The organism is Deinococcus hopiensis KR-140 (assembly GCF_900176165.1).
GTDB classification, from domain to species: domain Bacteria; phylum Deinococcota; class Deinococci; order Deinococcales; family Deinococcaceae; genus Deinococcus; species Deinococcus hopiensis.
In genome coordinates, this window is sequence record NZ_FWWU01000009.1 from 1,470,568 (window position 1) to 1,494,771 (window position 24,204).

A 24,204-nucleotide genomic window follows, 5' to 3' on the forward strand; every position below is an offset into this window, starting at 1 on the left:
GCCCGGAGGTTTCCCCACGTGAAGTTCTACGTCATCGGTGACGTCACCGTCGATCATCTGTACCACCTCTCCCGCCTCCCCGAACCCGGTGAGGAGGTGGCCCCCACGCGCGCCACCATGCAGCCCGGCGGTGCGGGCGGCACCATCAGCGTGACCCTGGCCCGGCTCGGGCACACGGTCACGCTCGCCGCGCGGGTGGGGGACGACCCCTTCGCAGAGTACGCCCTCGCCAGCGTGCGCGAGAGCGGCGTGTCGCAGGCCGCGATTCAACAGGACCCCGAACTGCTCACCAGCACCATCACCGTCATGCAGACGCCCGACGGCCAGCGCGCCATGATCAGTCACGGAGCTGCCAACCGCCAGCTTGACCCCGCCAAGCTCAAGAAAAAGGACATTGAGGGCGCTGACGCCCTGATCGTCAGCGCCTACAGCCTCACCGAGGGGCCTCAGCGCGAGTACGCCCTCAAGGCGATCGAGATGGCGCAGAAGGCCAAGAAACCGGTGCCGGTCTTTATCGACCTCGGCACGGGGGCCGTGAACAAGGTGGGGGGCGAACTCATCGCCAACGTGACGGGGGCGGACTACCTCACCCTTAACCAGCAGGAACTCCTCGCCCTGACCGGCACGAACAGCATCTCCACCGCACTCGCCAAGCTCGGGGCAGCGGGCGCGCGGCGCGTGGTGGTGAAGGTGGGCCGCATGGGCTCCATCGTCTGGACGCCCACCGAGACCGAACTTGTGGACGCGATCAAGCCCGAGGGCCAGGTGGTGGACAGCACGGGGGCCGGCGACACCTTCACCGCCGCGTTCGCCCACGCCGTCCTGACGGGGCAGCCCTTGCCCCAGGCCGCCCGCATCGCCAACGCCGCGGGTGGCCTCGCTGCCACCCGCGTCGGCGCGCAGGCCCGCTCCATCACCCCCGCTGACCTCGAAGCGGCGCTCGCCCGCTGAGTTCGCCGTTGTCCCGTTCCCGGCCTGAGAAGGCCGGGGTTTTCGCTTCAAGGGTGGTTTTTGCTCCCCGCCCTCCGCCCCCCCTTCTGCCTTACCCTGTCTTGCATGCCCTTCCAACCTGAATACTCCGCCGTCCGGCGCCCGGTCTACGCCCAGCGGGGCATGGTGGCCACCTCACAGCCCCTCGCCGCGCAGGTGGGGCTGGGTATTCTCCAGGCGGGTGGCAATGCCGTGGACGCGGCCATCGCCACCGCCGCCGCCCTGACCGTGCTGGAGCCCACCAGCAACGGCATCGGCGGCGACCTCTTCGCCCTGGTGTGGAGCGGGGGAGAGCTGTACGGTCTGAACGCCAGCGGCGCGGCTCCGGCCGCCCTGAGCCTCGACAGCCTGCCTGGAGGTGCGATGCCCCGGCACGGCTGGACACCCGTGACGGTGCCCGGTGCAGTGCGGGGCTGGGCCGATCTCCACATGCGTTTCGGCCGCCTGCCTTTTGCGGACGTGCTCGCACCCGCCATCGGTTATGCCCGCGGAGGCGCCCCCCTCTCGCCCGTTCTCGCCGCCAACTGGGCGCGGGCGACCCGCATCTACCGCGCCCTGGGCCTGCCGTTTTTTGGCGAGTGGTTCCGGACTTTTGCCCCGGACGGCTTTGCTCCTGCCCCGGGGGCCCTGTGGCGCAGTGAGGCCCATGCCCGGACGCTGGAGCAGATCGCCGCCACGGGGGGAGGGTCCTTCTACGAGGGCGAACTCGCCGCGCAGATCGGCGCGCACTCGCAGGCCACCGGTGGTTTTCTGCGCGCTTCGGACCTCGCCGCCCACCGCTCGGAATGGGTGACGCCCATTCACGTCCGCTACGGTGACCACCTCGTTCACGAGATTCCCCCCAACGGCCAGGGCATCGCCGCCCTGATCGCCCTCCAGGTCCTGGACGGCCTGGAGCTGCCCGATCACCGCGACGATCCGGACGGCCTGCACCTCGGGATCGAGGCGATGAAGCGCGGTTTCCACGACGCCCATACGTTCGTGGGTGATCCCCGTCATACGCCTGTGAACGTAGAACACCTTCTCTCGGACGCGAATACGCAGGCCCACCGCGCCTACCTCTCGGGGGCCGCCCACGATCCAGCCACCCATGCCCCCAGTGCGGGCGGCACCGTCTACCTCGCGGCGGCTGACGGAGAGGGCAATATGGTCAGCCTGATTCAGAGCAACTACATGGGGTTCGGCAGCGGCATCGTGGTGCCCGGCACCGGCATCGCCCTGCATAACCGGGGCCACAACTTTAGCCTGCAGGCGGACCATCCCAACGCCCTCATGCCCGGCAAGCGCCCGTACCACACCATTATTCCCGGCTTCCTGACGCGTGCCGACGGCACGCCCGTCGGGCCTTTCGGCGTCATGGGCGGTTTTATGCAGCCCCAGGGGCACGTGCAGGTCATCTTGAACACCCTGCGCTACGGCCTGGACCCCCAGCAAGCGCTGGACGCTCCGCGCTGGCAATGGCTCTCAGGCCGGGCGGTGGAGCTGGAACCGGCCTTCGGTGCAGGGGTGGCGCGTGCCCTCGCTGCCCGTGGGCACGAGGTCCGGGTGCAGCTCGATTCCGGTTCCTTCGGGCGCGGCCAGATGATCCGCCGCAATCCCGGGACAGGGGTGCTGGAGGGCGGCACCGAGAGCCGCGCGGACGGGCATATCGCGGTGTGGTAGGCCCCCGTCTACCCCTGGCCTCCCACATACTCCTCGCTGAGGTTCCATAGCCTCAGCGCTGCCCCGTCGTCCAGCGCCTGCGCAGCGGGGCGCGCCTCGCGCTCCTGATCGAAGTAGCGCCCGGTGGCGGTGATGCTCGCGTCACTGGCCAGCAGGATGCTCGTCCGTGCGCCCTGCTCGGGCGAGATGGCGAAGCGGTCTATCACGCCCCATACGCGGTTAAAGAAACCGCCGTTGTTGTACCCGAAACCCGTTCGGACGCGGCCCGGATGCAGACTGTTGCTCCGTATTCTCGGCTCGCGGCGGGCGAGCTCACGGGCAAACAGCACGTTGGCGAGCTTGCTCTGGTTATACGCTGCCCACCCGCTGTAGCCGTGCCGGAACTCCGGGTCATCGAAGCGGACGCGCCCAAAGGCGTGCGCCGATGACGAGACGGTGATCACCCGGGCCTCCGCCGCCCGCAGCAGCGGCAGCAGTTCGCGCGTCAGCAAGAAGGGCGCGAGGTGGTTGAGCGCCCACGTGGTCTCGGTGCCCTCCCGCGTTTCCTGCCGCCGGTTGAACAGGCCTCCAGCGTTGTTTACCAGCACGTCGAGTCGCCTGGACCGCTCCTGGAACTTGGCGGCGGCCTGCCGCACTCCCGCGAGTTCGGACAGGTCCTCCACCAGCGTCCCCGCGGCACCGATTTCCCGCGCCACCTCCGCCGTCTTCTCCGGGTTGCGCCCCAGAACCCACACCCACGCCCCCTTGCGCGCCAGTTCCCGCGCCGTCACCAGGCCGATGCCGCCCGTCGCGCCCGTGACCAGCACCGTCTTGCCCGCCATTCCCTCAGTCATGCGGCCAGGATAGGGCGGTGCCCATCCCAGACCAAAAAAGGTAAGGCTGACCCGTTTGACGTCAGCCTCCCGGCGCGGCGGGGATCACTGACCCGCCTTTAAATTGTTGCGCTGATGACCCCAGTGTACGGGGCAGATCTCACGGCGCTGTCACAACCGCTAGATCACCTCGCGGAAGGCGACGCTGTGGCTGCGGCTTTGCAACTCGCCCTTGAGGTACTGAAGGCGCGGATGCTCCAGTTTCGGATCGTGCGCCAGGATGTGCTTGGCGAGTTCGCGGGCCTGCTCGATGATCTCGGTGTCGTTCGCGAGGTCGCCCAGCCGCAAGTCTGGAACGCCGCTCTGCCGGGTGCCGCGAATCTCGCCGGGGCCGCGCAGCTTGAGGTCTGCCTCCGCGATCACGAAGCCGTCCGTGCTGCCCTCGATGATCTTGAGGCGCTGCCGCGTCTTCTTGCTGTGCTCCCCCGCGATGAGCAGGCAGTAGCTCTGCGCGCTGCCGCGTCCCACCCGGCCCCGGAGCTGGTGAAGCTGCGAGAGCCCGAAGCGCTCGGCGTTCTCGATCACCATCACGCTGGCGTTGGGCACGTCCACGCCCACCTCGATCACGGTGGTGCTCACCAGAATGTCGAACGCGCGCGAGCGGAACCGCTCCATGATGTGCTCTTTTTCCGCTGCCGACATCTTGCCGTGCAGCAGTTCGATGCGGGCCTCGGGCAGGATCACCCGCAGATCGTCTGCCAGTTGCGTGGCCGCCAGCAACTCCAGATTCTCGTTTTCCTCGATCAGGGCCGTGACCACGAAGGCCTGTCGCCCCTCCCGAATCTGGCGCATGACAAAGCCGTAGGCCTGCTGCCGGTGCGTGTCCTGAATCAGCTTCGTCTCTACGGGCGTCCGTCCGGGCGGCAATTCGTCGATGATCGACAGTTCCAGGTCCCCGTACGCCGTCAGCGCCAGGCTACGCGGAATGGGTGTGGCGCTCATGACGAGCACGTCCGGGCGACCCGCCAGCAACTTGCGCCGCTGCATCACCCCGAAGCGGTGTTCCTCGTCCACCACCGCCAGCCCGAGGTTGTCGAAGCGCACGTTCTCCTGAATCAGCGCCTGGGTGCCCACCACCACATCCACCTCGCCCTCGGCGATGCGCGTTTGCATCTCCAGCTTCGCCTTCGGCGTCATCGCGCCCACCAGATACCCCACCCGCACGTCGAGCTTTGCCATGTACCCCACGAGGTTTTCAAAGTGCTGCCGCGCCAGGATCTCGGTGGGGGCCATCAGCGCGCCCTGGTAGCCGTCGCGCACGGCGAGGTACAGCGCGCACGCGGCCACCGCCGTCTTGCCGGATCCGACGTCCCCCTGCACCAGCCGGGCCATCTGCCGCTCGGCGCGCATGTCGTCCGTGATCTCCAGCAGCACCCGCCGCTGGGCGTTTGTGAAGCGGAAGGGCAGGGCGTCCTCGAACGTCGAGATGTCGCTCCCCGTCGCCTGGAAGCGCTTGCCCTGCAGTACGGCGTCCTCGCCCTGCAGCAGCATCCGCAATTCCAGAAACAGGTACTCGTCGAAGCGCAGCCGGTGGTTCGCCCGCGAAAGCTGCTCCTCATCCGCCGGAAAGTGAATGCCCCACAGCGCGTCGCCCAGGTCCGTGACCCTGTACTTGCGCCGCCAGTGGGCCGGGAGGTAATCGTCGAGCGGCACGGCCTGCAACGTCCGGTGCGCCGCCTTGCGCAGGAATTCCTGGGAGATGCCGTCCTTGGAATCGTACACGCCCACGATTCGGCCTGTACTCAGGCTTCCCTTGGCGTCCTCCACCGTCTCCAGATGCTCGACGGCCAGCTGCACGCTTCTGCCGAACTTCTTGACCCGCCCCGTGAGCACCAGCCGCGCACCTTCTTTCAGCTGCCGCTCGATCCACGGCTGGTTGAACCAGCTCGCCCGTACCCGTCCGCCCGCTGGGGTCTCCAGCGTCACCTCCAAGATCAGCATTCCCGGCTTGGGCGTGCGGCGCGATTTGGACGTGACGCGGCCCTCCACCGTGACCTTCAGGCCTTCTTCCACCGCGTCCAGGTCCGGCAGCGCCCGGCGGTCCTCGTGGCGGTGTGGGTAGGCGTGCAGCACGTCCCGGAGGGTATGCAGGCCCAGGGACTGCAATTTGCGCGCGCCGCCCGGCCCTGTGTCCAGCCGCCCCACTTCAGCGTCCGGCGGCAGCCGTTCACCCGGCGCGGCGGCGGGCACGGCCTGTTTGATCGTCCGGGCAGGACGCGGGGCCTTCGCAGCCTTTTCCTGCCCGTCCAGCAGCTCCAGCGCCCGCCCCAGCGCTTCAGCCCGGGCCACACCGTCGAGCTCCGCGTATCCCCGCAGCACCTCGCGCACGCCCGGAAAGGGCCCGGCCAGCGGCGAGGCCAGCAGCCGCTCCACGCCGCCCGCCACCACCCGGTCACCACACCCTGCCGCCAGTTCCGCCGCCAGGGGACGCCGTAACTTCTCCCGCATCTCCGCGACTGTCGCCATCGCGCTCAGGCTACCAGCCGGTCGGCCCGAGGGCGGGAAGGCGCATCACGCTGAAGAATATATATCACAAACGGTGCTGGGGAAACCGCACAACCCGTTCTCGGGAAATGGCAAACAGATTTTGCCCGCCCGGTTCCAGGAGCAGGCGCTGCTTGTTCCTCTCCTCAATGCTTGCGCCCCAGCATGTGCATTCCCACCACGACCGCCGCACCCACCAACAGGCCCACCATGCCTGAGCCCATCGTCTCCACGGCCCACTCCACCGCGCCCGAGCCGAAGGGCACGGCGTGACCCGCCCGGTGCGCGTCCTCGTGGAGGACGCGCACCGGGCGGGTCACGCCGAACTTCTCGAGTCCGTCGAGCAGGATGTGCCCGCCCACCCACAGCATCGCCGCGGTGCCCACCGACGACAGCAGTGACATGACGGCCGGCATGCCCCGCACCAGCCCGCGTCCAAAGGCCCGACCTGCGCTGGAACCCCGCTCCGCCAACCGTAACCCGAAGTCGTCCATCTTCACGATGAGCCCCACCACGCCGTAGACGAGCGCCGTAATCATCACCGCCACCACCGCCAGAATCAGCGCGCGGGCAAAGAAGTTCTGGTCCGCCACCTCTGCCAGCGCAATCGCCATGATCTCCGCCGAGAGGATAAAGTCGGTCCGCACTGCGCCCGACACCATCTGCTCCTCATGCGCGGAACTGTTTCGCTGGGCTGGGTCCTCCTCGGCGCCCTCGTGGTGCCCGGCAACAGCCTCGTACAGCTTTTCGGCGCCCTCGTAGCACAGGTAGGTGCCGCCCAGCATCAGCAGCGGCGTGATGGCCCACGGCAGGAACTGGCTGAGCAGCAGTGCGGCAGGCAGGATAAACGCGAGTTTGTTGCGCAGCGAACCGCGCGCAATCCGCCAGATGATGTGCAGTTCACGCTCTGGCGCAAATCCGGCCACATACCTGGGCGTGACGGCGGTGTCGTCCACCACCACGCCGATGGCCTTGATCCCCGCCTTGCCCGCCGCCGCGCCGATGTCGTCCACCGACGCGGCCGCCAGCTTGGCGATGGCCGCCACGTCGTCGAGCAGCGCCACCAGGCCGCCACTCATCGCGAGACCCCAGGCGCGGGAGAGGGGCGGTAGGAAAAGGAGACAGGGCAAAGGCAGGCAACCATCAGGTCACCAGCCTATCAACCCGGTTCCCTCGGCGCCGCTTAGGAAGTCTTGCTCTCCGCCGCCAGCTGCTCCAGCCCCCGCCGCAGCGCCCGGCGATGTGCAGCCATATGCCAGGTGGTCATACGCATCCAGTCCAGTCCGTCAAGTTGCCCCAGGAAGGGATGAAAATAGGTGCGGGCAGGATTCGCCTCCGGCTGCAACGCTGACAATACCTCTCCGGCCTGCGCGTGCCGCTCCAGCAGCGGCCCGAACTCCTCTCCAGCTCCAGGTTCCGTTCCGGGCGGGGCCTGCCGCTTGCCGTCTTTCATCACACCGCGCTGTTCGGGACCGGCGCGCAGTTCCCGGTCCGACAGCAGCAACTGGACCAGTCGTCCGGTGTTCTCGTTTACCCGGATCACGTGCTCGGTTTCCTGCGCGGGGGACCACTCGCGCTCTGGCAATCGCGTGTGCCAGTGGGTGACGGCCGCCCGGGCCGTCTCTCCGAAGGCCCGCAGCTCCTCCCGAAACCGCTCGGCCGTCACTTCTGCCGTCGGGTAGGCCTCACGCAGCTGGGCAAGTTGCCCTCCATTCACTGAATGCATGCCGGCAGTGTACCCGCCTCCAGCGAGAGGGCCAGCCGCACCGCCTCCGCGAGCCCACCCTCATCCACATGGCCGACGAAATGCCGGGCCGCCGCCCGCGCCTCGGCGTCCGCGTTGCCCATCGCCACGGGGTGCCCCACAACGGCCATCGCCGTCACGTCGTTGTGGCCGTCGCCCACCATCATCACGTTTTCCAGAAGCACGCCATAGGCTGCCGCCACCCGCGTCACCGCGCTGCCCTTGCTCACCCCGGCGCGCGTTACGCTGATAAACATCACGTCCGGCATCACCGGGCTCCCTGCAGGATGCAGGTCCAGCCCCGGGTGAGGCTCGGCCTGAACCACTGGCGACTCCGCCTGCGGCACCACCCACTGGGCCCGCACCCGTGTGCCTGTCAGCGAGTCGGGCGACCTCGGCTGATAGGGAAGACCCAGCAGCTCAGCGTGCCGCCGCGCGTACTCTCCCGGCTGCGTGACCGCGTATTCCGTGTCGGTGTACACCTCCAGCAGCCGCCCCTTGTGCGCTGCCCGGTCCAGCAGCAGCGTGAGGGCCTCTTCGGGCAACGCCTCGGACAGACTCTCGCCCGTGCCCACATTCACCACCGACGCTCCATTCTGAAAGACGTGCCACCCGTCCGGGTCCAGCCGGCGGGCATAGCCGAGCGCGTTGCCCAGCGCTGGCCGCCCCGAACACAGCGCCACGCGTACCCCCCGGCTCCGCGCCTCTGCGAGCGCCGCCCACACGTCCTCCCGAACCACGTTGCCCGTGCCCACCAGCGTTCCGTCGACATCCACACAAATCAGTCCCAGCACAGCGCCTCCTGCATGCGGGGCAGTGTACGGCGGCGGGCAAGGGAAGGCCCAGGGGCTGCGTGGATGAGACGAAGAAAGATGCGAATATATACAATACAAGACTGGGATACTCCAGGCGTGAAGCGGAGGATCACGCCCCCCGCGTCGCCCACCCTCTACCCTTTCAAGGTTCCCATGCGGCCGGCTGGCCCCGCCCCTGCCGAAGTCCAGATGCCTTCGCGGTTCAGCACGGCCCGTCCCCCCACCCGCACCTGCCCGGGGGTTGGCCCATTCAGGGTTACCGTCACCTCGACCTCACCCGGTGTGCCGAGCGCGTGGCCCTGGTACACCACGCCGGACGCCCGTTCGCCCCGCAGGGGCAACCGCCCCTCACGCGCCAGCAGGGAGATCAGGGCACCGGCGGCGCTCCCCGTCACCGGGTCTTCGGGAATCCCCACGGCGGGGGCAAAGTCCCGCGCAGCGAAGCGGTTAACACCCACCGGCGCGTACGTGTATACGCTTGTCACGCCCAGTACGTCAGACAGCGCGTGAATGCGCGTCAGGTCCGGCTCCAGCGCGTCCAGAATCACCGCGTCCAGCAGCGGCACGAACACGCTCCACAGGCCCGTACTCGCTGAGGCCAGGGGCAGCCCCCGGTGAATCATCCGTTCGTCCAGCCCCAGGGCGTCGGCCAGCTGCCGACGCAGTTCCCGCGCCACCGGGCGGCTTTCCAGCGCACGCTGCTCCATCCAGACACGCTCGGGGCCTTCGGTTCCCAGCTCCAGCGACAGGGGAATGCGGCCCACCAGCGTCTCCAGCACGAGTTCCTCCCCGGTCCAGCGCCCCTCCTGCGCCAACCGCAACCCCAGCGCCACCGTCGCGTGCCCGCAGAACTCGATCTCCTGGGTGGGGGTGAAATAGCGCACCCGCGCCTGCCCATCGGCCAGCCGGGTCACGAAGACCGTTTCCGGCGTTCCCAAGAATGTCGCCAGGGCCTGCATCTGCTCTTCGGACAGCGCCTCCGCGTCCAGCACCACGCCCGCCTGATTGCCGTGTCCGGGCGTGTCGGTGAACGCGCTCACCTCGCAGTACGCGATCATGCCGTCACTGTAGCGCAGATGGCGCCAGCACGCCCTGTTCCGAAGGCCGAACCGGCAGCTGGGCGAACCGATGAGACTCAGTTTGCTTTTCTAAGCACAAGGGGAGTCATGAGACAACCGTTTCACAAGCGTTGTATTCCCGTCGCTTTCGCACGTGCCCCCAAGCCGGTACTCAGGGTCTCATTCGCGTCAGCATCCGGGCAAAGGGAATGGCCTCGCGCACGTGTTCTGTGCCGGTGATCCAGGCCACGACACGCTCCAGACCCATACCGAAGCCCGCGTGAGGCACGCTGCCGTAGCGGCGCAGGTCCAGGTACCACTCGAAGGCTTCCAGCGGCAGGCCCTCGTGTTCGATCCGCGACTTCAGCAGGTCATAGTCGTGGATGCGCTGTGAGCCACCGATAACCTCGCCGTAGCCTTCGGGGGCGATCATGTCGTCGCATAGCGCGAGGCGGGGGTCTTCGGGGTCCGGCTGCATGTAGAACGCCTTGATGGCCGCCGGATAGCGCTCGATGATGACAGGGCGGTCAAAGTGGTGCCCCAGGATCGTCTCGTGCGGCGCACCGAGGTCGTCGCCCCATTCCACGGGCTGCACGTCTGGCTGCACGTTCGTGGGCAGATCGCCCGACTCGATGTGGGCGCGCACGATCGCCAGCGCCTCGGTGTACGTCACGCGCGGATAGTTGCCCTCGGCAGCTCCGCGGAGCTTCTCCACGTCGCGCCCCAGCAGCTCCAGCTCAGCGGCGCACTCCTCCAGCACCCGGCGCACGAGGAACGAGACGAAGCGCTCCTGCAAGTTCATGTTCTCCACGTGATCGCTCGGCGCGACTTCGGGCTCGATCATCCAGAATTCAAGCAGGTGCCGCCGCGTCTTGCTCTTCTCGGCACGAAAGGTCGGCCCGAAGGTGTAGACCTTGCCGAACGCGAGCGCGCCCGCCTCCGCGTGCAGCTGCCCCGTTTGCGAAAGGTACGCCTTGTCCTCGCCGAAGAGGTCAATCTCGAAGAGTTCGGTGGTGCCCTCCGCCGCGTTTGGCGTGAAGAAGGGCGAGTCGAAGCGGACAAAGCCCTCGCCGTGAAAGAAGTCCACCACAGCGCGCTGCACGCAGTCCCGCACCCGCAACACGGCCCATGGACGGCGGTGCCGCAGCCACAGGTGGCGCTGGTCCAGCAGAAACTCGGTGCCGTGTTCCTTCGGGGTGATGGGGTATTCGCCGTGGTTCTCGCCCACTGGCACGAGCGCCCGGACGCTGAGTTCCACTCCCCCGGGCGCACGCTCGTCCGTCCGGACCTCGCCCGTGACGGTGACCGCCTGCTCCTGCGAGAGCCGCCTCGCCGCCTCAAACACGTCCTCTGACACGTCGCCCTTGAAGACGGTCGCCTGCACATACCCGCTGCCGTCACGCAGCTTGAGAAACTGAATCTTGCCCTTGCCGCTCTTGTCCGTCAGCCACGCGCTCAGCGTGACTGTCTCGCCGACGTGCCCCTGAAGGTCACGGATGGAAACAGAAACCATAAGCGGAAGTATACGGGCACGTGCCAAGCCTCCCCTCGAGCGTGACCGTCTCGCCGTTCGCCGAAATCCGCAGGCGTTCACGTGAAATCCCCACCGCATCCGCCGCCCGCAGCGCCTTCTGAGCCACAGTGCGGTGGTCGAGCGCCTGGGGGTACGTCACCACCGCCTCCAGACAGAGGCGCGCAGGCCTCCAGCGGGCGTTGGGCGTCCATGATCATCGGGTTTCCGCCCAGCGCCCGCCCCGCCCGAATACAGATGGTGCCGCCCGCCCAGTACACCGTCGGCTCGCCTCCACCCGAAAGGCGAAGCCCGGTACTGCGCCCATTCGCTCCAGTATCGCTCCGCCGTGCTGGCCGGGCGTGCGGCGCGCCGTAACAGGGCTCGCGCCCCAAATGATCGGGATGCAGGTGCAAGACCACCGTGAGGTCCACGTCCGCAAGCACCTCCGGCACCGGCAGGTCCACCGTGGGCTTGGGGCCGTTGCCCCCAAAGGAAGGCAGGCTGTGGCGGGAGGCCAGAAAGGGACCGATGAGCAGCGTCGGCCCGCCGAAGTTCAGGCGAAGGGCCGCGTTCCAAACGGGTTGAAGTTGCGTACCGCTCCCGAAAGGCCACGGAGCCGTACCCGGCCGAGCGGGTGTGCTGGGGTGGACAAAGGAGAAAAGAAAATTGCGGCGCCGAAGAAGCCTCTGCCGGCGCCCGCAGTTGCGCGACGGTGTCCTCCGACTTGCGGCCGTAAAAGGCCAATGTTTCTTCCACCGGAATGGGCCCATGCCCCCCGCCGTTCGCCGCTCCGCATGCCCGCAGCCTCAACCCTGCCGTCTGGTTCAGCAGCAAGGGAAGCAGGACCGGCATTCCTGCCAGGCTTTAATAATAAATTCACAAATATTATAGCAAACAAAGTGTTTCACAAAATAAAAATATCCCCGTCTGCTCAGAACGGGGAAGGGCCTCTCGCCGCTTACTTCAGCGCTGCGTTCATCGCGAGCACGTCCGCCACTTTGAGGCTCGCGCCGCCCACGAGGGCCCCGTTGACGTTGGGCTGGGCGCAGATCGAAGCGATGTTGTCCGGCTTCACGCTTCCGCCGTACAGCACGCGAATGCTGTCTGCCAGAGCACCGTAGGGTTCGCGCAGCGCCTCCCGAATGGCTGCGGCCAGTTCCTCGGCGTCGTCGGCCGTGGCCGTTTTGCCCGTGCCGATGGCCCAAACGGGTTCGTAGGCGATCACCACGTTCTCGGCCACGCCTTCCAGGCTGCCGCGCAGCTGCGCGAGGGTGTAGGCCACGTGCTCGCCGCGCTCGCGTACGTCGAGGCCCTCACCCACGCACACGATGGGGGTCAGCCCGTGCGCCTGCGCCCGCCGCGCCTTGGCCGCCACCACGGCGTCCGTTTCGCCGTGGTACTCACGGCGCTCGGAGTGGCCCACCACCGCATAGGTGACGTGAACGTCGCGCAGCATGGCCGCGCTGATCTCGCCCGTGTAGGCTCCGGATTCGTGCGCGGACACGTCCTGCGCGCCCACATCCACGCCGCCGGGCAGCGTTTCCTTGAGGCCGTACAGGGCCGTGAAGGGGGCCATCACGGCGAGTTCCACAGGAGCGCGCTCATAGCCCTGCGCGAGTTCCCGCGCCCAGGCGCGCGCCTCGGTGGGCGCCTTGTTCATCTTCCAGTTGAGGGCGAGCAGGGTTCTGGGTTTGGTCATGGTTCTCCTTGGACTGGGTTGAGGCGTTGGGTTTTGGGCGCTGGGAACACTTTAAAACCGAACTTCCAGCGCCCCATCCCTCTTTACTTCATCGCTTCCACGCCGGGCAGCGCGCGGCCTTCAAGCAGTTCCAGGCTCGCGCCGCCGCCGGTGCTGATGTGGCTCACGCGCTCCGCCTGACCACTCTGGTTGATCGCGCTCACCGAGTCGCCGCCGCCGATTACGGTGTACGCGCCTCCGCCGAGCTCGGCCACCGCCTTCGCAATCGCGTTCGTGCCGCCCGCAAAGGCCGGGAACTCAAACACGCCCAGCGGGCCGTTCCAGAAGACCGTCTTTGCGCCCTGCAGGGCCGTGGTGTACGCCTTTACCGTCTCGGGTCCCGCGTCCAGACCCTGCCAGCCGTCGGGAATGGCGTCGCTGGGCACCACCCGGGTCTGGGCGGCGGCAGCGAAGCTGTCCGCCGCCACCACGTCCGTGGGAAGCATCAGCTTGTCGCCGTACTCGTCAAGCAGCCGCCGCGCGAGGCCCAGTTGGTCGTCCTCGTGGATGGATTCACCTATTCGGCCGCCACGCGCCTTGATAAAGGTGTAGGCCATCCCGCCGCCGATCAGCATGCGGTCCACGCGGGGCAGCAGGTTCTCGATCACCTTGATCTTATCGCTGACCTTTGCTCCGCCGATGATGACCACGTAGGGCCGCGCCGGTTCCGTGAGCAGCCGCGAGAGGGCGTCCACTTCCGTCTGCAGCAGCGCGCCCGCCGCGTGGGGCAACCCTGCCGCCACCCCGCTCACTGAAGCGTGGGCCCGGTGGGCGCTGCCGAAGGCGTCCAGCACGAAGGCGTCGCCCAGACGCGCGAGCTTCGCGCCCAGTTCGGGGTCGTTTTTCTCCTCACCCGCTTCGAAGCGCACGTTTTCCAGCAGCGCCACCTCACCGGGCTTCAGGGCATGCACCGCTTCCAACGTGGCCTCACTGCCCGGCAGCGAGCCGATGAACGTCACGGGCCGCTCCAACACCTTTTCAAGCACGTCCGCCACCGGGCGCAGGGAGTACTTCTCCTCGGGCCCGTTCTTGGGCCGCCCGAAGTGACTCATCAGCACCACGGACGCGCCCGCGTCCAGCAGTCGCCGCAGGGTGGGCAGGCTCGCCGTAACGCGCGTCTGGTCCTGCACCACGCCTTCGCGTACGGGCACGTTGTAATCCACGCGCACAAGGACGCGCTTTCCAGCGACATTTAAAGAGTCGAGGGTTTGCATGTCTTCTCCTTGATGAGGCGTCAGGAATCAGGGGTTAGGTTTTAGGGTGTTCCTAAGACCTAACCCCTCACCCCTAAGCCCTTTAAGCGCCCTTCGCCTGAACCAGTTGCACCAGGTCCGCGATCCGGTTGCTGTAGCCCCACTCGTTGTCGTACCACGAGAAGAACTTGACCAGGCTGCCCATCGCCATCGTCAGGCCGCCGTCGATGATCGCGGAGTGCGGATCGCCCACGATGTCCTGCAGCACGATGGGGTCTTCGGTGTAGGAGATGATGCCCTTGTGGCTGCCCTCGGCGGCCTGCTTGAACACGGCATTCACTTCCTGCGCCGTCACGTCGCGTCCCAGGATCACGGTCACGTCGCTGATGGATCCGACGGGTGTGGGTACGCGCAGCGAGGTGCCGTCGAACTTGCCCTTCAGCGCGGGGTACACCTGTGACACGGCCTTGGCCGCGCCGGTGGAGGTGGGGATGATGTTCACGGCGGCGGCGCGCGCGCGGCGCAGGTCCGAGTGCGGCAGGTCCAGCACACGCTGGTCGTTGGTGTAGGAGTGCACCGTGGTCATAATCGCCTTCTCGATGCCAAACGCCTCGTCCAGCAGCTTCATGGGCGCGCCGAGGGAGTTGGTGGTGCAGCTCGCGTTGGAGATGATGTGGTGCGCGGCCGCGTCGTACTGCTCCTCGTTGACGCCCAGCACGATGGAGATGTCCTCGTTCTTGGCGGGCGCGGTGATGATGACCTTCTTCGCGCCGCCCTGCAGGTGCTTGCTGGCTCCATCGCGGCTGGTGAAGATGCCGGTGGACTCGATCACGATGTCCGCGCCGAGCTCACCCCACTTGATCGCGGCCGGGTCGCGCTCGGCGAGCGCGTGGATCTGCTTGCCGTTCACGGTCAGGCTCGACTCGTCGTACTCAACGGTGCCGTCGAAACGTCCGGCGGTGGAGTCGTACTTCAGGAGGGTCGCCAGCGTCTTGTTGTCGGTCAGGTCGTTGATCGCCACCACGTCCACGCCCCGCGCGACGAGAATGCGGAACACCAGACGCCCGATGCGGCCGAAGCCGTTGATGCCTACTTTCATGTGGTCTCCTCCAGGAACAGCGCGAATTTCTGTGGGGTCCCCTCCCACCCGGGGGAGACAGGCCCACGCGTGACCGAGTGTAACCCACGTTTCCCGGACTGCAGGGCGTGGTGTCCAGAACACACCAACCCTTCAGGCCGGGTGAACTGGACAACCGTCCCCGTCCGGCGCTCTAGAGTGCGCCGTGACCCTTCGCCGCCCCCGCGGGTACGCACGCGCCCTCGCCGCGCTGCTGGCGGTGTTGGCGGCCTTCGCGTACCCGCTCCGGAATGTGGCAGCTGCGCCGCCGGCGGTGGGCGTGGTCGATCACCGCCATGCGCCGCCCCACCATCCTGCCAGCCATGAGGCACACTGCCTCTTTTGCCTGACGGGCGCGTTTGCCGCTGGGCCCGGGCGTGCCCCCGCGCTGCCTCCGCTCGCCCGGCAGTTCACCGCTGCCGTTCGCCTGCACCCCCGCGCGCCTCAGACCCGCCTGCTTCTGCTGAACGCCCGCGCCCCCCCGCAAGCAGCGGGCCAGAAGCCTGCCTCACGGCTTGCCCTGAGGCGCGGCTCTTCTCCTTTCCCATCGCCGCAGGACGCGCGCGCGCGCGCTCCCGAGAGTCGTCCTCGTGGTGGTCCGCTGCGCGCCTGCTCGCCTCACCCTCTGGAACCTTCATGTTCAAGCGCGTCATCTCCACCCTGCTGCTCACCCTGCTGTCCCTCGCCGCTGCCCACGCCGTCGTGCGTACGGAGGCGGGCCTCACCGAATCCACCGCCGCAACGAGCGAGACGTACCGCCTGCAGGTGCCCACCGAGAAGAACGTCGCCACCACGGGCGTGCGGCCCGTGGTTCCGGCGGGGATGACCGTGACCCGCTTTCAGGTGCTGCCCGGCTTCGTCCGCAGCCTGAAGATAAACGGCGACGGATTGATTACCGAAGTGAGCTGGAAGGGCCGCATCGCTCCGCAGGAGTACGCCCGCTTCTTCTTTCAGGCGCGCAATCCGGCCCAGCCTGGTCCCGTGAGCTGGAAGGTCGACCAGACCTACGCGGACGGCTCGGTGGTGGCGTGGGGCGACACGAGCCCCGACGCGCCCGCGAGCAAGACGGCGATCAAGTGAGGGTCTGACCGCTCCCATTCAACGGGGGAGGGGAAGCCTCCCCTCTCCAGCGAGGTGTCCATGCGTTTTTTCTTTCCCCTGCTCGCCGCCCTGACCCTGGGCACAGCCCTCGCGCACACCGAGGTCAGGATGCAGAGCCCTGCTCCGGGCCACACTGTTGCGGCCCCAAAGACCGTCGTCCTCCGCTTCTCTGAACCCACCGAACTGCGGTTTTCCACCTTCAAGGTGGTGCCGCTCCCCACGGGGACAACGCCCGACAGGGCCGCCGCCGATGCCCTCGCCCGCAAGGACGACGGGGCCGTGCGCGCGGACACCGCTCCCCGCTTGAGCGGCGTGGCGGCCCGCCTGGGCCTGCCCCTGCGGCCTCACCTGAAGCCCGGTGCTTACCTCGTGGCGTGGCGCGTGCTCTCCGACGACGGGCACCCCGTCACCGGCCACACCACCTTTACCGTGCGCTGATGCTGCCTGCCCTCGCCGCCGCGCACCTGCTGACGCTGCTCGGGGCCCTGCTGCTCGTCGGCGGAGCCTGGAGCCGCCGCGCCCTGACGCCCGGGCACCCGGGCCACCACCTGCTTGCCGTGGGCTTTGGCCTGCTGCTGCTGGGCACCGCGCTGGAGGTGGGCTCGACCCTGCGGGATCTGGGCTTCCTGACGCTGGATGACGCGGCGGCGTACCTCACCGGCACCGTGCCCGGCCGCGCCGCCCTGACCCGCCTGATGGGCGCGGCCCTCGTGCTCGCCACCGAGCTGTCCGCCTGGCCCGCGCCGCTTTTTGCCCTCGCCGCCGCGCTGCTGCTGTGGGGTGAGGCGGGGGCGGGGCACGGCGCGACGCACGGCGTGACGGCGCGCCTGCTGACCGCCCTGCACGCGGGGGCGATGACCGTCTGGCTGGGAGGCGTCACGGCCCTGCTGCTGCATCCTTTGCCCACCGGGGACCTCGCGCGGCGCTTTACGCCCGTGGCCCTGGTGTGCGTCTCGCTGCTCGTCTACAGCGGCGCGGCCCTGACCGTGGAGCACCGCGGCGCGTTGGGCGGGCTGACGGGGGATCCCTACGGCCGGACGCTGCTGCTCAAGCTTGGCTTCTTCACGTTCGCGCTGCTCGCTGCCCTGCCCGTGCGCCGCGCCTTTGCCCGTGGCCTGCCGGCCCGCCCCCGCCTCGCCGCCGAGGCGCTGCTGCTCCTCGCGGTGCTGGGGGTCACGGCCACGCTGGGCACCACGCCTCCACCCACCCACGCGGAGCGTGGCGAGGCGCACGGCCACGGGCCGTGAAGGCCTGTCGCCTCGCCGGGGTGGTCCGCGAAATCCTGGGGGTGCGCGCTCCCCACCTGCGGCGCGGCCCAGCACATTCGTCAACCGGCTGTCGCCCGGCGCCGCGTTTGTGGCGCGGGACCCCACCGCCAACCACGCCGATTTCGGCCGGGTGCTGCGCGAACGGGAGCGCCTCCATTGCCCCCGCGTCCTGTTCGTCTACCGCTCCCTCCTGAGACGAACCGGGCAGACCATGACGGTCCCGGAAGTGCGCCTGTCTCTGGGCACACGTCCTGTCTACAGCCTCGGCAACGCCGTGTACAGCGAGGAGCGGCCTCCTTCGCGGAAAGGCTGGGACCACCCCGCCCACCACACCGTGTTGCTCGCCCTCCTGATCGGCCACATCCACGGCGGGCAGATTCGCCTGCTGGGCCGCAGCGCCGGAGATCACGGTGCCGGAACGCTGAGCCCTTGCTCAGACGGCCCGCCTGCCCCTCCCGGTGGGCGGGCGTCATACTGCGGGTCATGGCGTACTCGCTCCTCGTGATGAAGTTTGGCGGCACCAACATGCAAGACGCGCAGGCGATCCGGCACAGCGCCTCCCTCGCGGCCCGCTCCGTGCGTGAGGGCGCGAAGGTGGTGGTCGTCGTCTCCGCGATGGCGGGCGTGACCAACGGGCTGCTGCGCCTGGCCGACGCGGCCCAGAAGGGCGACATCGCCTCGGCCAACGACGACATCGCCGCCATGCGCACCCGCCACTTCGCGGCGGCGCAGGAACTTGGGGCGGCCCCCGACTCGGCCACGGTGCGCGAGATCCGCGAACTTCACGAGACCCTGCGCCAGGCAGTGTACGGCGTGTACCTTTTGCGCGAGTTGACCCCGAGGAGTCGGGACCTGATCGTGGCCTTCGGCGAGCGCCTCTCCGCCCCGCTGATGTCCCTGGCGCTGGAGCAGGGCGGATGGCGCGCCCACCACCTCACCGGTGGGCAGGCGGGCATCATGACCGACGCGCACTTCGGCAACGCCCGGCCCCTTCCGGGCAGCTACGCGCGCATCCGTGACCGCCTCGGCGGCCTGCTCTCGGCTGGGGTCACGCCGGTGGTGGCGGGCTTCATGGGCGAGAACGAGGACGGGGCCATCACGACGCTCGGGCGCGGCGGCACCGACTTTTCCGCCACCATCGTCGGCAAGGCGCTGGTGGCCGACGAGGTGTGGGCCTGGAAGGACGTGGACGGCGTGATGAGCGCCGATCCCCGGGTGGTGGGCGACGCCCGCAACATCGAGGTCTTGAGCTACGGCGAGGTGATGGAGCTCGCCTACTTCGGCGCCAAGGTCCTGCACCCCCTCGCGGTGACGCCCCTGCGCGAGGGGGGCATTCCCCTGCGCGTCAAGAGCGCGGCCGATCCCGACTTTCCCGGCACCCTGGTGCAGGAAGCGCCGCACAACGACGCGGGGCACCCGGTCAAGGCCGTCACCGCCATCCGCCACGTGTCGCTCATCAACGTGACGGGCGCGGGCGTCCTCGGGGTCCCCGAAGTCGTCGCCAGCCTCTTCGACGCCATCGCCCGCGAGAACATCACCCTGCTGATGGTCTCGCAGAGCTCCTCCATGAGCAACGTCTCGCTGGCGGTGCAGGGCAGCGAAGCCCCACGCACCCTCGCCGCCCTGCGGCGCGCGGTGACGGGCGAGCTGAACATCGAGGAGCAGCCCGGTGTGGCGGTCCTCGCCATCGTGGGCGCGGGCATGCGCGGCCAGAAGGGCGTCGCGGCCCGTCTGTTCGGGGCGCTGGCCAGAGAGGACGTGAACATCCTGATGATCAGCCAGGGCTCTTCCGAGCTCAACATCTCGGTGGCGGTGGAAGACGCCCAGGTGGAGGGGGCCACCCGCAGCGTCCACGCCGCCTTCGGCCTTGGTGAACGTGTGGCGGCGCACTGACCGGCCGGGGCGTACACTCCTCCCGTGCCTGCCCGGTTGCGCCTGCCCGCCTTGATCTCGGCCCTGCTGCTCGCGTCGGCGCTGATCATCAACACCACGGGCGTGCTGCGGCTGTTTTACCCCCGGGCCGCCGGCGCGGTGGCCGCCCTGCCCCCGGCCCCGCCGTATCGCCCCGGCGAGCGGGTGCTGGTCGTCTCGCCCCACCCCGACGACGAGACGCTCTGCTGCGCCGGGAGTATGCAGCAGGCGCGGGCGGCGGGGGCCGAGGTGTGGGTGGTGTGGCTCACCAGCGGCGACGGCTTTGAGCTCGACGCCGTGCTGCTTGACCGCGCTCCCCGGCCCGCGCGCGACAAGCTGACCGGGCTCGGCGAGCGCCGCATCGGGGAGGCCACCCGCGCGGCGGCCCGGCTCGGCGTGCCGCGAGACCACCTGATCTTTCTGGGTTATCCCGACGGCGGCCTGATGCGCCTCTTTCTGGAGCACTACGCGCAGCCCTACCCCTCGCGCTACACCGGCCAGATCCGGGTACCCTACCGCGAGGCCCTCTCGCCCGGCGCGCCCTACACGGGGCGCAGCGTGGAGCGCGACCTCACGCGGGTGCTCGACCGGGTGCGGCCCGACGTGGTGCTCGCGCCCAGCGTGCAGGACGCCCACCAGGACCACCGCGCCGCAAGCTACTTCATCACCCGGCTGCTCGCGGCGCGGGGCGAGGAGCTCAAGCTGCGCTTCTGGATCGTTCACGGCGGCCTGGAGTACCCGCTGCCCAAGGGCCTGCACCCCCACTTTCCCCTGCTGATCTCACCGCGCGGCAAGGGCCTGGCGTGGCAGCGGGTGGACCTCACCGCCGTGCAGGAGGACACCAAGCTCGCCGCCCTGCGCGAACACCGCTCGCAGATGAACGTGATGGCCCGCTTCCTGGAAGCCTTCGTCCGTGAGAACGAGTTGCTGACCGCCCAGCCGGTCCCCGAGCGCGGCCGTGGGCGCGGCTCAGCTCCCCCCCGGTAGCGTCCGGACCATCACGATGTGCGTCGCGTCCCGCCCCAGCCAGGGCCGCCAGAGCGGCGTCTTCCTCGCTGCCCACACCCGCAGGCCCCGCCGCTCATACAGGGCGACGGCCGCCGTATTCTCCGTCGTGGTGGACAGTTGCACCCCCGCCGCTCCCCGGACGCGCAGCGCTTCGAGGTACGCGTCCAGCAGCGCCCCCCCCAGCCCCAGCCCCCTCGCTTCCGGGCGCAGGTTGAGGTGCAGGTGCGCCGGATACGCCTCCTCGGGCGCGTGCGGACCCGGATAGCGCGCCGCCCGCGTGAGATAAGGCAAGCAGCCCACCAGCTGCGGGTACGCGCCCCGCAGCGCGCCCCACGCCACCCTTCCGAGCACCTGCACAAACCGCCGGCGGTATGCGTCCATGTCGGCCGTGCCGATGATGTAGCCCAGGAACTGTCCCCCGGCCTCGGCGGCAAAGCCCAGGGGTCCGTTGAGCTCCTCCAGAAAGTACGCCCGCGCCCACAGCTCGCCAAACAACGCCGTGTCCGGAAAGTAGCGCGCGGCCGATTCACCGAAAAACCCCGTCTCGTAGGCCACCGCCGCCACAGTTGCCAAGTCCCCGGCCTGCAGCGACCGGACGCGCCCCTCAGGCACCCGTCACGCCCCGGCCGTCGTGGTCCAGCTCGCCGGGCGGCGCGGTGACTTGCGGCGTCTTTTTCAGCCGCCGCCAGCGCCGCGACAGGATCAGGTACAGGCCCGTGACCCAGGCGGTAGAGGTGGCGAAGCCCGCCAGCACGTCGGTGGGGTAATGCACGCCGAGGTAGTTGCGGCTGATGCCCACCGCGAGGCCCCACAGCACCCCCAGCACCGCCAGCGGCCACGAGCGCGAGCGCGAAAAGATCAGCGCCACCGCCACCCCCAGCGCCATGTTCGCCATCGCGTGGCCGCTGGGAAACGAGTAGCCGGGTTCGGCCAGCACCGCCAGCAACTGGTCCGGGCGGGGCCGCTGAAACACGAGTTTGGCCAGCACGTTCAGCAGCGTGGCCCCGCCCACCGCCGCCACCAGAAACCAGGTGTGCGCCCGGGTACCGAAGCGGTACAGCGCCAGCCCGATGGCCGCCGTGACCAGGGGCAGCACCCGCACGCCGCCGATCAGGGCGAGGGCCCGCGCGGCCGCCGTCAGGCCCGGCGTGCGGTGCGCGGCGTACCAGTTCAGCAGCCCCTGATCCCAGGGAAAGCCCCCTCCCCGAAACACGTCCTCCGTCAGGTCCGCCACCAGCAGCAGCGGAGCCAGCACCCCCAGCAGCAGCAGCGCGAGCTGCGTCCAGTGACGCGCAAGCAGGGCGGGAAGGTCACGGCGCATCTCCCCACTGTAGGGCGCGGGCCCACCCCAGCCATACCGGGAAAACGTTGAGGAAGCCCGCCTGAGCCATTCGGCCCACTGCGCCCTGCGCCACCCCGCCGATGCCGGAGCGGGCGAGAAGAGCGCACCATAGGCACCGCCCCGGAGAGCGGTTGCTCCGGGCCGAAAGGAAAGCCCATGTTGACCCTTCAACCCAGCCACGGTGCCGAACGCGCCCGGCAACTGCGCACCGAGGCCCAGCGCGAACGCGAGGCCAGAGCAGTGGGCCGCGCCGCCAAGCCGACCGGGAGCCGCCTCCTTCGGACCCTCCTCAGCGCTTTGCACCTCGCTCCCCCGGTCCAGCCCGCATGACGCCCGCCCACTTCACTGCGCCGCGCCCCCTCCAACGCTGAGGGGGCGTTTCTGTTGGTTGGCTAAAAATATATACAACCACTCCTGACGCCTGGGGCCACCCTCCTCCAGCAGGACACAGACAGTGATTTCCCGCCGCCGTTCCCGCCTGCCCGCGGCCCTTACGCCGGCGCAACCCTCCCAGCCCGCTGCGCCAGATACGCCTTCACGCTCTGCGCGGCCCGCAGGTTCATCCCCGGCACCTGCGCGATCTGCTCCGGGGTCGCGGCCGCGAGCTCTTCAAGGGACGTGAAATGCTCCAGCAGGGCGTCCCGGCGCTTTTGCCCGATGCCCGGAAGGTCGTCGAACACGCTGCTGAGCATTCCCTCACCGCGCAGTTTGCGGTGGTAGCTCACCGCGTATTGGTGCACCTCGTCGCGCACACCGATCAGCATCCGCAACGCCGGGTGGGTGTGCGGCAGCAAGAGCTCGCGGTCCACCCCCACCTCCGTGCCCGACGCCAGCCACCACTGCGCTCCGTACCTTGCGGGCAGGATGATCCGCTCCTCGCGCTTGGCGAGGCCCACCACCGGCACCTGCACGCCCGCGGCCTTCAGGGCGTCCAACGCGGCGTTCACCTGTCCCCGCCCGCCGTCAATCAGCAGCAGGTCCGGCAGCGGCAGCTTGTCACTCAAGCTGCCCGTGAAGCGCCGCGTCACCGTCTGCCGCATCGCCAGGTAGTCGTCCGGATTTTCCAGCCCGCGCACCTTGAAGCGCCGGTGCTCCCCGCGCCGCGCCCGTCCCCCCTCGAACACGACCATGCCCGAGACGATATTCGTTCCGAACAGGTTGGAGTTGTCGTAGCCCTCGATGCGCCAGGGCCGCTCGGGCAGGGCGAGGACCTCGCGCAGCGCGTCCAGGCCCGGATGATCGCCCCGCCGCTCCAGCAGCGCGAGTTCGGATTCCAGGCCCACCGAGGCGTTGCGCTGGGCCATTTCCACCAGGTCCGCCTTGTCGCCGCGCTTGGGCGTGCGCATCTCCACCCGCCGCCCGGCCTTCTCGCTGAGAAAGGCGCTCCACGTCGGCGCGTCCTCGAATTCGGCGGGCAGCAGAATCAGCGGCGGCACGTGCGTGGCCTGGGTGTAGTAGTCGCGCACAAACGCGCCGAGCACCTCACCCAGCTCGCCGCCACCCTCCGCGTCCGTCAGGAAGCGTTTGTCGCGTCCCACCACCCGTCCGCCGCGCATGCGGAACAGCTGCACCATGGCGTACTCGCCTGCCTGCGCCGCCCCCAGAAAATCCAGATCCGTCTCCTCGGACACAAAGGCGTGCTGCTCGGTTCCGAACAGCTTTTCCACCGCCGCCACCCGGTCACGCACCCGCGCGGCCTGCTCGAAGTCCTGGGCCTTCGCGGCCGCCTTCATGTCCTGGCGCAAACGGGCCAGCACCGGGGCCGCGCGGCCCTCCAGCAGCGCCTTGACGTCTTCCACCACCCGCGCGTACTCGGCCGGGTCCGCCGCCTCCACGCACGGGCCCAGGCAGCGGCCCATGTGGTAATTGAGGCACGGCCGCGGCTTGCGTTGCAGGGGCAAGCCCGAGTTCTTGCGCAGCGGAAACATCGTGTCCACGAGGTGCTTGACCCGCCTCACGGCGGAAGCGTCGGGGTACGGCCCGTAATAACTTCCCCCGTCTTTCAAGACCCGCCGCGTTATCAACAGCATGGGGAAATCCTCGTTCGTCAGCTTGAGAAAGGGGTAGTGCTTGTCGTCCTTGAGCAGCACGTTGTAGTGCGGGCGGTGCTGCTTGATGAGGTTGGCCTCCAGCACCAGGGCCTCGACCTCATTGCGGGCCGTGATGAATTCCAGCGCGTCCGCGAGGGCCGTGAACTTGCCGCTCTTGCCGCCCGCCTTGAAATGCTGGGCCACCCGCGAGCGCAGGTTCACCGCCTTGCCGATATAGATGGGCACGCCCCCCCGGCGAAAGAGGTACACCCCGGGCGAGGCCGGAAGCACGGGCAGATCGTCGAAATGCACGGCCCCAGGATAGGGGAGAGCCCCGGGCCCGGACCGTGACCCGGGA

Annotated in this window: 24 protein-coding genes; 9 read left to right on the top strand and 15 right to left on the bottom strand. The window is 68.9% G+C overall.

Annotation, left to right across the window (positions count from 1 at the left end; all coding sequences use genetic code 11):
* Positions 1 to 18 precede the first annotated feature (18 nt).
* Positions 19 to 951, top strand: coding sequence for a carbohydrate kinase family protein (locus B9A95_RS20685; RefSeq protein ID WP_084048999.1), 933 nt, complete (start codon positions 19 to 21; stop codon positions 949 to 951).
* A 105-nt stretch (positions 952 to 1,056) separates the two neighbouring features.
* On the top strand, positions 1,057 to 2,652 hold the full coding sequence (locus B9A95_RS20690) for a gamma-glutamyltransferase family protein (protein WP_084050874.1): 1,596 nt from the start codon (positions 1,057 to 1,059) through the stop codon (positions 2,650 to 2,652).
* Positions 2,653 to 2,660: 8 nt separating this feature from the next.
* Here B9A95_RS20690 and B9A95_RS20695 read toward each other — a convergent pair whose 3' ends face one another.
* The 12 genes from B9A95_RS20695 to B9A95_RS20745 form a co-directional block, all read right to left on the bottom strand.
* Entirely contained in the window at positions 2,661 to 3,485 is an 825-nt protein-coding gene (locus B9A95_RS20695; RefSeq protein ID WP_084049000.1) for an SDR family oxidoreductase, read from the bottom strand.
* Between the two features lie 159 nt (positions 3,486 to 3,644).
* A complete protein-coding gene (gene recG / locus B9A95_RS20700; RefSeq protein ID WP_084049001.1) occupies positions 3,645 to 5,990 on the bottom strand; it encodes an ATP-dependent DNA helicase RecG in 2,346 nt (781 codons plus the stop codon).
* Between the two features lie 164 nt (positions 5,991 to 6,154).
* Positions 6,155 to 7,087 (bottom strand): DUF808 domain-containing protein, encoded by a 933-nt coding sequence (locus B9A95_RS20705; RefSeq protein WP_084049002.1) that lies wholly within the window; start codon positions 7,085 to 7,087, stop codon positions 6,155 to 6,157.
* 104 nt (positions 7,088 to 7,191) lie between these two features.
* On the bottom strand, positions 7,192 to 7,734 hold the full coding sequence (locus B9A95_RS20710) for a DinB family protein (RefSeq protein WP_084049003.1): 543 nt from the start codon (positions 7,732 to 7,734) through the stop codon (positions 7,192 to 7,194).
* Positions 7,722 to 8,546: a Cof-type HAD-IIB family hydrolase gene (locus tag B9A95_RS20715; protein WP_084049004.1), complete on the bottom strand. Its 825-nt coding sequence runs from the start codon at positions 8,544 to 8,546 to the stop codon at positions 7,722 to 7,724. Before B9A95_RS20715 ends, B9A95_RS20710 begins: the two co-directional genes overlap by 13 nt.
* Positions 8,547 to 8,701: 155 nt before the next feature.
* The gene (locus B9A95_RS20720) at positions 8,702 to 9,625 is read right to left on the bottom strand and encodes a PhzF family phenazine biosynthesis isomerase (RefSeq protein WP_084049005.1); all 924 of its coding nucleotides are present in this window, start codon (positions 9,623 to 9,625) and stop codon (positions 8,702 to 8,704) included.
* A gap of 172 nt (positions 9,626 to 9,797) precedes the next feature.
* Positions 9,798 to 11,138 carry an asparagine--tRNA ligase gene (asnS, locus tag B9A95_RS20725; protein ID WP_084049006.1) on the bottom strand — a complete coding sequence of 447 codons (1,341 nt, stop codon included), beginning with the start codon at positions 11,136 to 11,138 and terminating at the stop codon, positions 9,798 to 9,800.
* Positions 11,116 to 11,298: a hypothetical protein gene (locus B9A95_RS34030; RefSeq protein ID WP_170928732.1), complete on the bottom strand. Its 183-nt coding sequence runs from the start codon at positions 11,296 to 11,298 to the stop codon at positions 11,116 to 11,118. The genes asnS and B9A95_RS34030 overlap by 23 nt, the downstream gene beginning before the upstream one ends.
* Positions 11,299 to 12,096: 798 nt before the next feature.
* On the bottom strand, positions 12,097 to 12,837 hold the full coding sequence (tpiA, locus tag B9A95_RS20730) for a triose-phosphate isomerase (RefSeq protein WP_084049007.1): 741 nt from the start codon (positions 12,835 to 12,837) through the stop codon (positions 12,097 to 12,099).
* 83 nt (positions 12,838 to 12,920) lie between these two features.
* The gene (locus tag B9A95_RS20735) at positions 12,921 to 14,090 is read right to left on the bottom strand and encodes a phosphoglycerate kinase (protein ID WP_084049008.1); all 1,170 of its coding nucleotides are present in this window, start codon (positions 14,088 to 14,090) and stop codon (positions 12,921 to 12,923) included.
* Positions 14,091 to 14,172: 82 nt separating this feature from the next.
* On the bottom strand, positions 14,173 to 15,168 hold the full coding sequence (gene gap, locus B9A95_RS20740; protein ID WP_084049009.1) for a type I glyceraldehyde-3-phosphate dehydrogenase: 996 nt from the start codon (positions 15,166 to 15,168) through the stop codon (positions 14,173 to 14,175).
* Positions 15,169 to 15,340: 172 nt separating this feature from the next.
* Complete coding sequence (locus B9A95_RS20745; protein WP_084049010.1) at positions 15,341 to 15,673, bottom strand: hypothetical protein; 333 nt, start codon at positions 15,671 to 15,673, stop codon at positions 15,341 to 15,343.
* A 149-nt stretch (positions 15,674 to 15,822) separates the two neighbouring features.
* Here B9A95_RS20745 and B9A95_RS20750 point away from each other — a divergent pair, with 149 nt between their 5' ends.
* Genes B9A95_RS20750 through B9A95_RS20775 form a run of 6 tightly spaced genes read left to right on the top strand, consistent with a single transcriptional unit; the run spans position 15,823 to position 20,453 of the window.
* Positions 15,823 to 16,266 (top strand): DUF1775 domain-containing protein, encoded by a 444-nt coding sequence (locus tag B9A95_RS20750; RefSeq protein WP_084049011.1) that lies wholly within the window; start codon positions 15,823 to 15,825, stop codon positions 16,264 to 16,266.
* Between the two features lie 60 nt (positions 16,267 to 16,326).
* Positions 16,327 to 16,725 (top strand): copper resistance CopC family protein, encoded by a 399-nt coding sequence (locus tag B9A95_RS20755; RefSeq protein WP_084049012.1) that lies wholly within the window; start codon positions 16,327 to 16,329, stop codon positions 16,723 to 16,725.
* A complete protein-coding gene (locus B9A95_RS20760) occupies positions 16,725 to 17,534 on the top strand; it encodes a CopD family protein (protein WP_084049013.1) in 810 nt (269 codons plus the stop codon). The genes B9A95_RS20755 and B9A95_RS20760 overlap by 1 nt, the downstream gene beginning before the upstream one ends.
* Positions 17,506 to 18,060, top strand: a complete 555-nt coding sequence (locus tag B9A95_RS20765; protein WP_084049014.1) for a hypothetical protein — start codon at positions 17,506 to 17,508, stop codon at positions 18,058 to 18,060. The genes B9A95_RS20760 and B9A95_RS20765 overlap by 29 nt, the downstream gene beginning before the upstream one ends.
* Complete coding sequence (locus B9A95_RS20770) at positions 18,039 to 19,448, top strand: aspartate kinase (protein ID WP_084049015.1); 1,410 nt, start codon at positions 18,039 to 18,041, stop codon at positions 19,446 to 19,448. Before B9A95_RS20765 ends, B9A95_RS20770 begins: the two co-directional genes overlap by 22 nt.
* Before the next feature lie 24 nt (positions 19,449 to 19,472).
* Entirely contained in the window at positions 19,473 to 20,453 is a 981-nt protein-coding gene (locus B9A95_RS20775) for a PIG-L deacetylase family protein (RefSeq protein WP_084049016.1), read from the top strand.
* Here the strand turns inward: B9A95_RS20775 and B9A95_RS20780 are convergent.
* Both B9A95_RS20780 and B9A95_RS20785 read right to left on the bottom strand, forming a co-directional pair.
* Positions 20,436 to 21,086, bottom strand: coding sequence for a GNAT family N-acetyltransferase (locus B9A95_RS20780; RefSeq protein ID WP_084049017.1), 651 nt, complete (start codon positions 21,084 to 21,086; stop codon positions 20,436 to 20,438). The two genes, B9A95_RS20775 and B9A95_RS20780, sit on opposite strands and share 18 nt — an antisense overlap.
* Positions 21,079 to 21,795, bottom strand: a complete 717-nt coding sequence (locus B9A95_RS20785) for a phosphatase PAP2 family protein (protein ID WP_084049018.1) — start codon at positions 21,793 to 21,795, stop codon at positions 21,079 to 21,081. The genes B9A95_RS20780 and B9A95_RS20785 overlap by 8 nt, the downstream gene beginning before the upstream one ends.
* Before the next feature lie 177 nt (positions 21,796 to 21,972).
* Between B9A95_RS20785 and B9A95_RS34035 the strand changes: the two genes are divergently transcribed.
* Positions 21,973 to 22,146, top strand: a complete 174-nt coding sequence (locus B9A95_RS34035) for a hypothetical protein (protein WP_170928733.1) — start codon at positions 21,973 to 21,975, stop codon at positions 22,144 to 22,146.
* Between the two features lie 161 nt (positions 22,147 to 22,307).
* Here B9A95_RS34035 and uvrC read toward each other — a convergent pair whose 3' ends face one another.
* On the bottom strand, positions 22,308 to 24,158 hold the full coding sequence (uvrC, locus tag B9A95_RS20790) for an excinuclease ABC subunit UvrC (protein WP_084049019.1): 1,851 nt from the start codon (positions 24,156 to 24,158) through the stop codon (positions 22,308 to 22,310).
* Between the last annotated feature and the right edge of the window lie 46 nt (positions 24,159 to 24,204).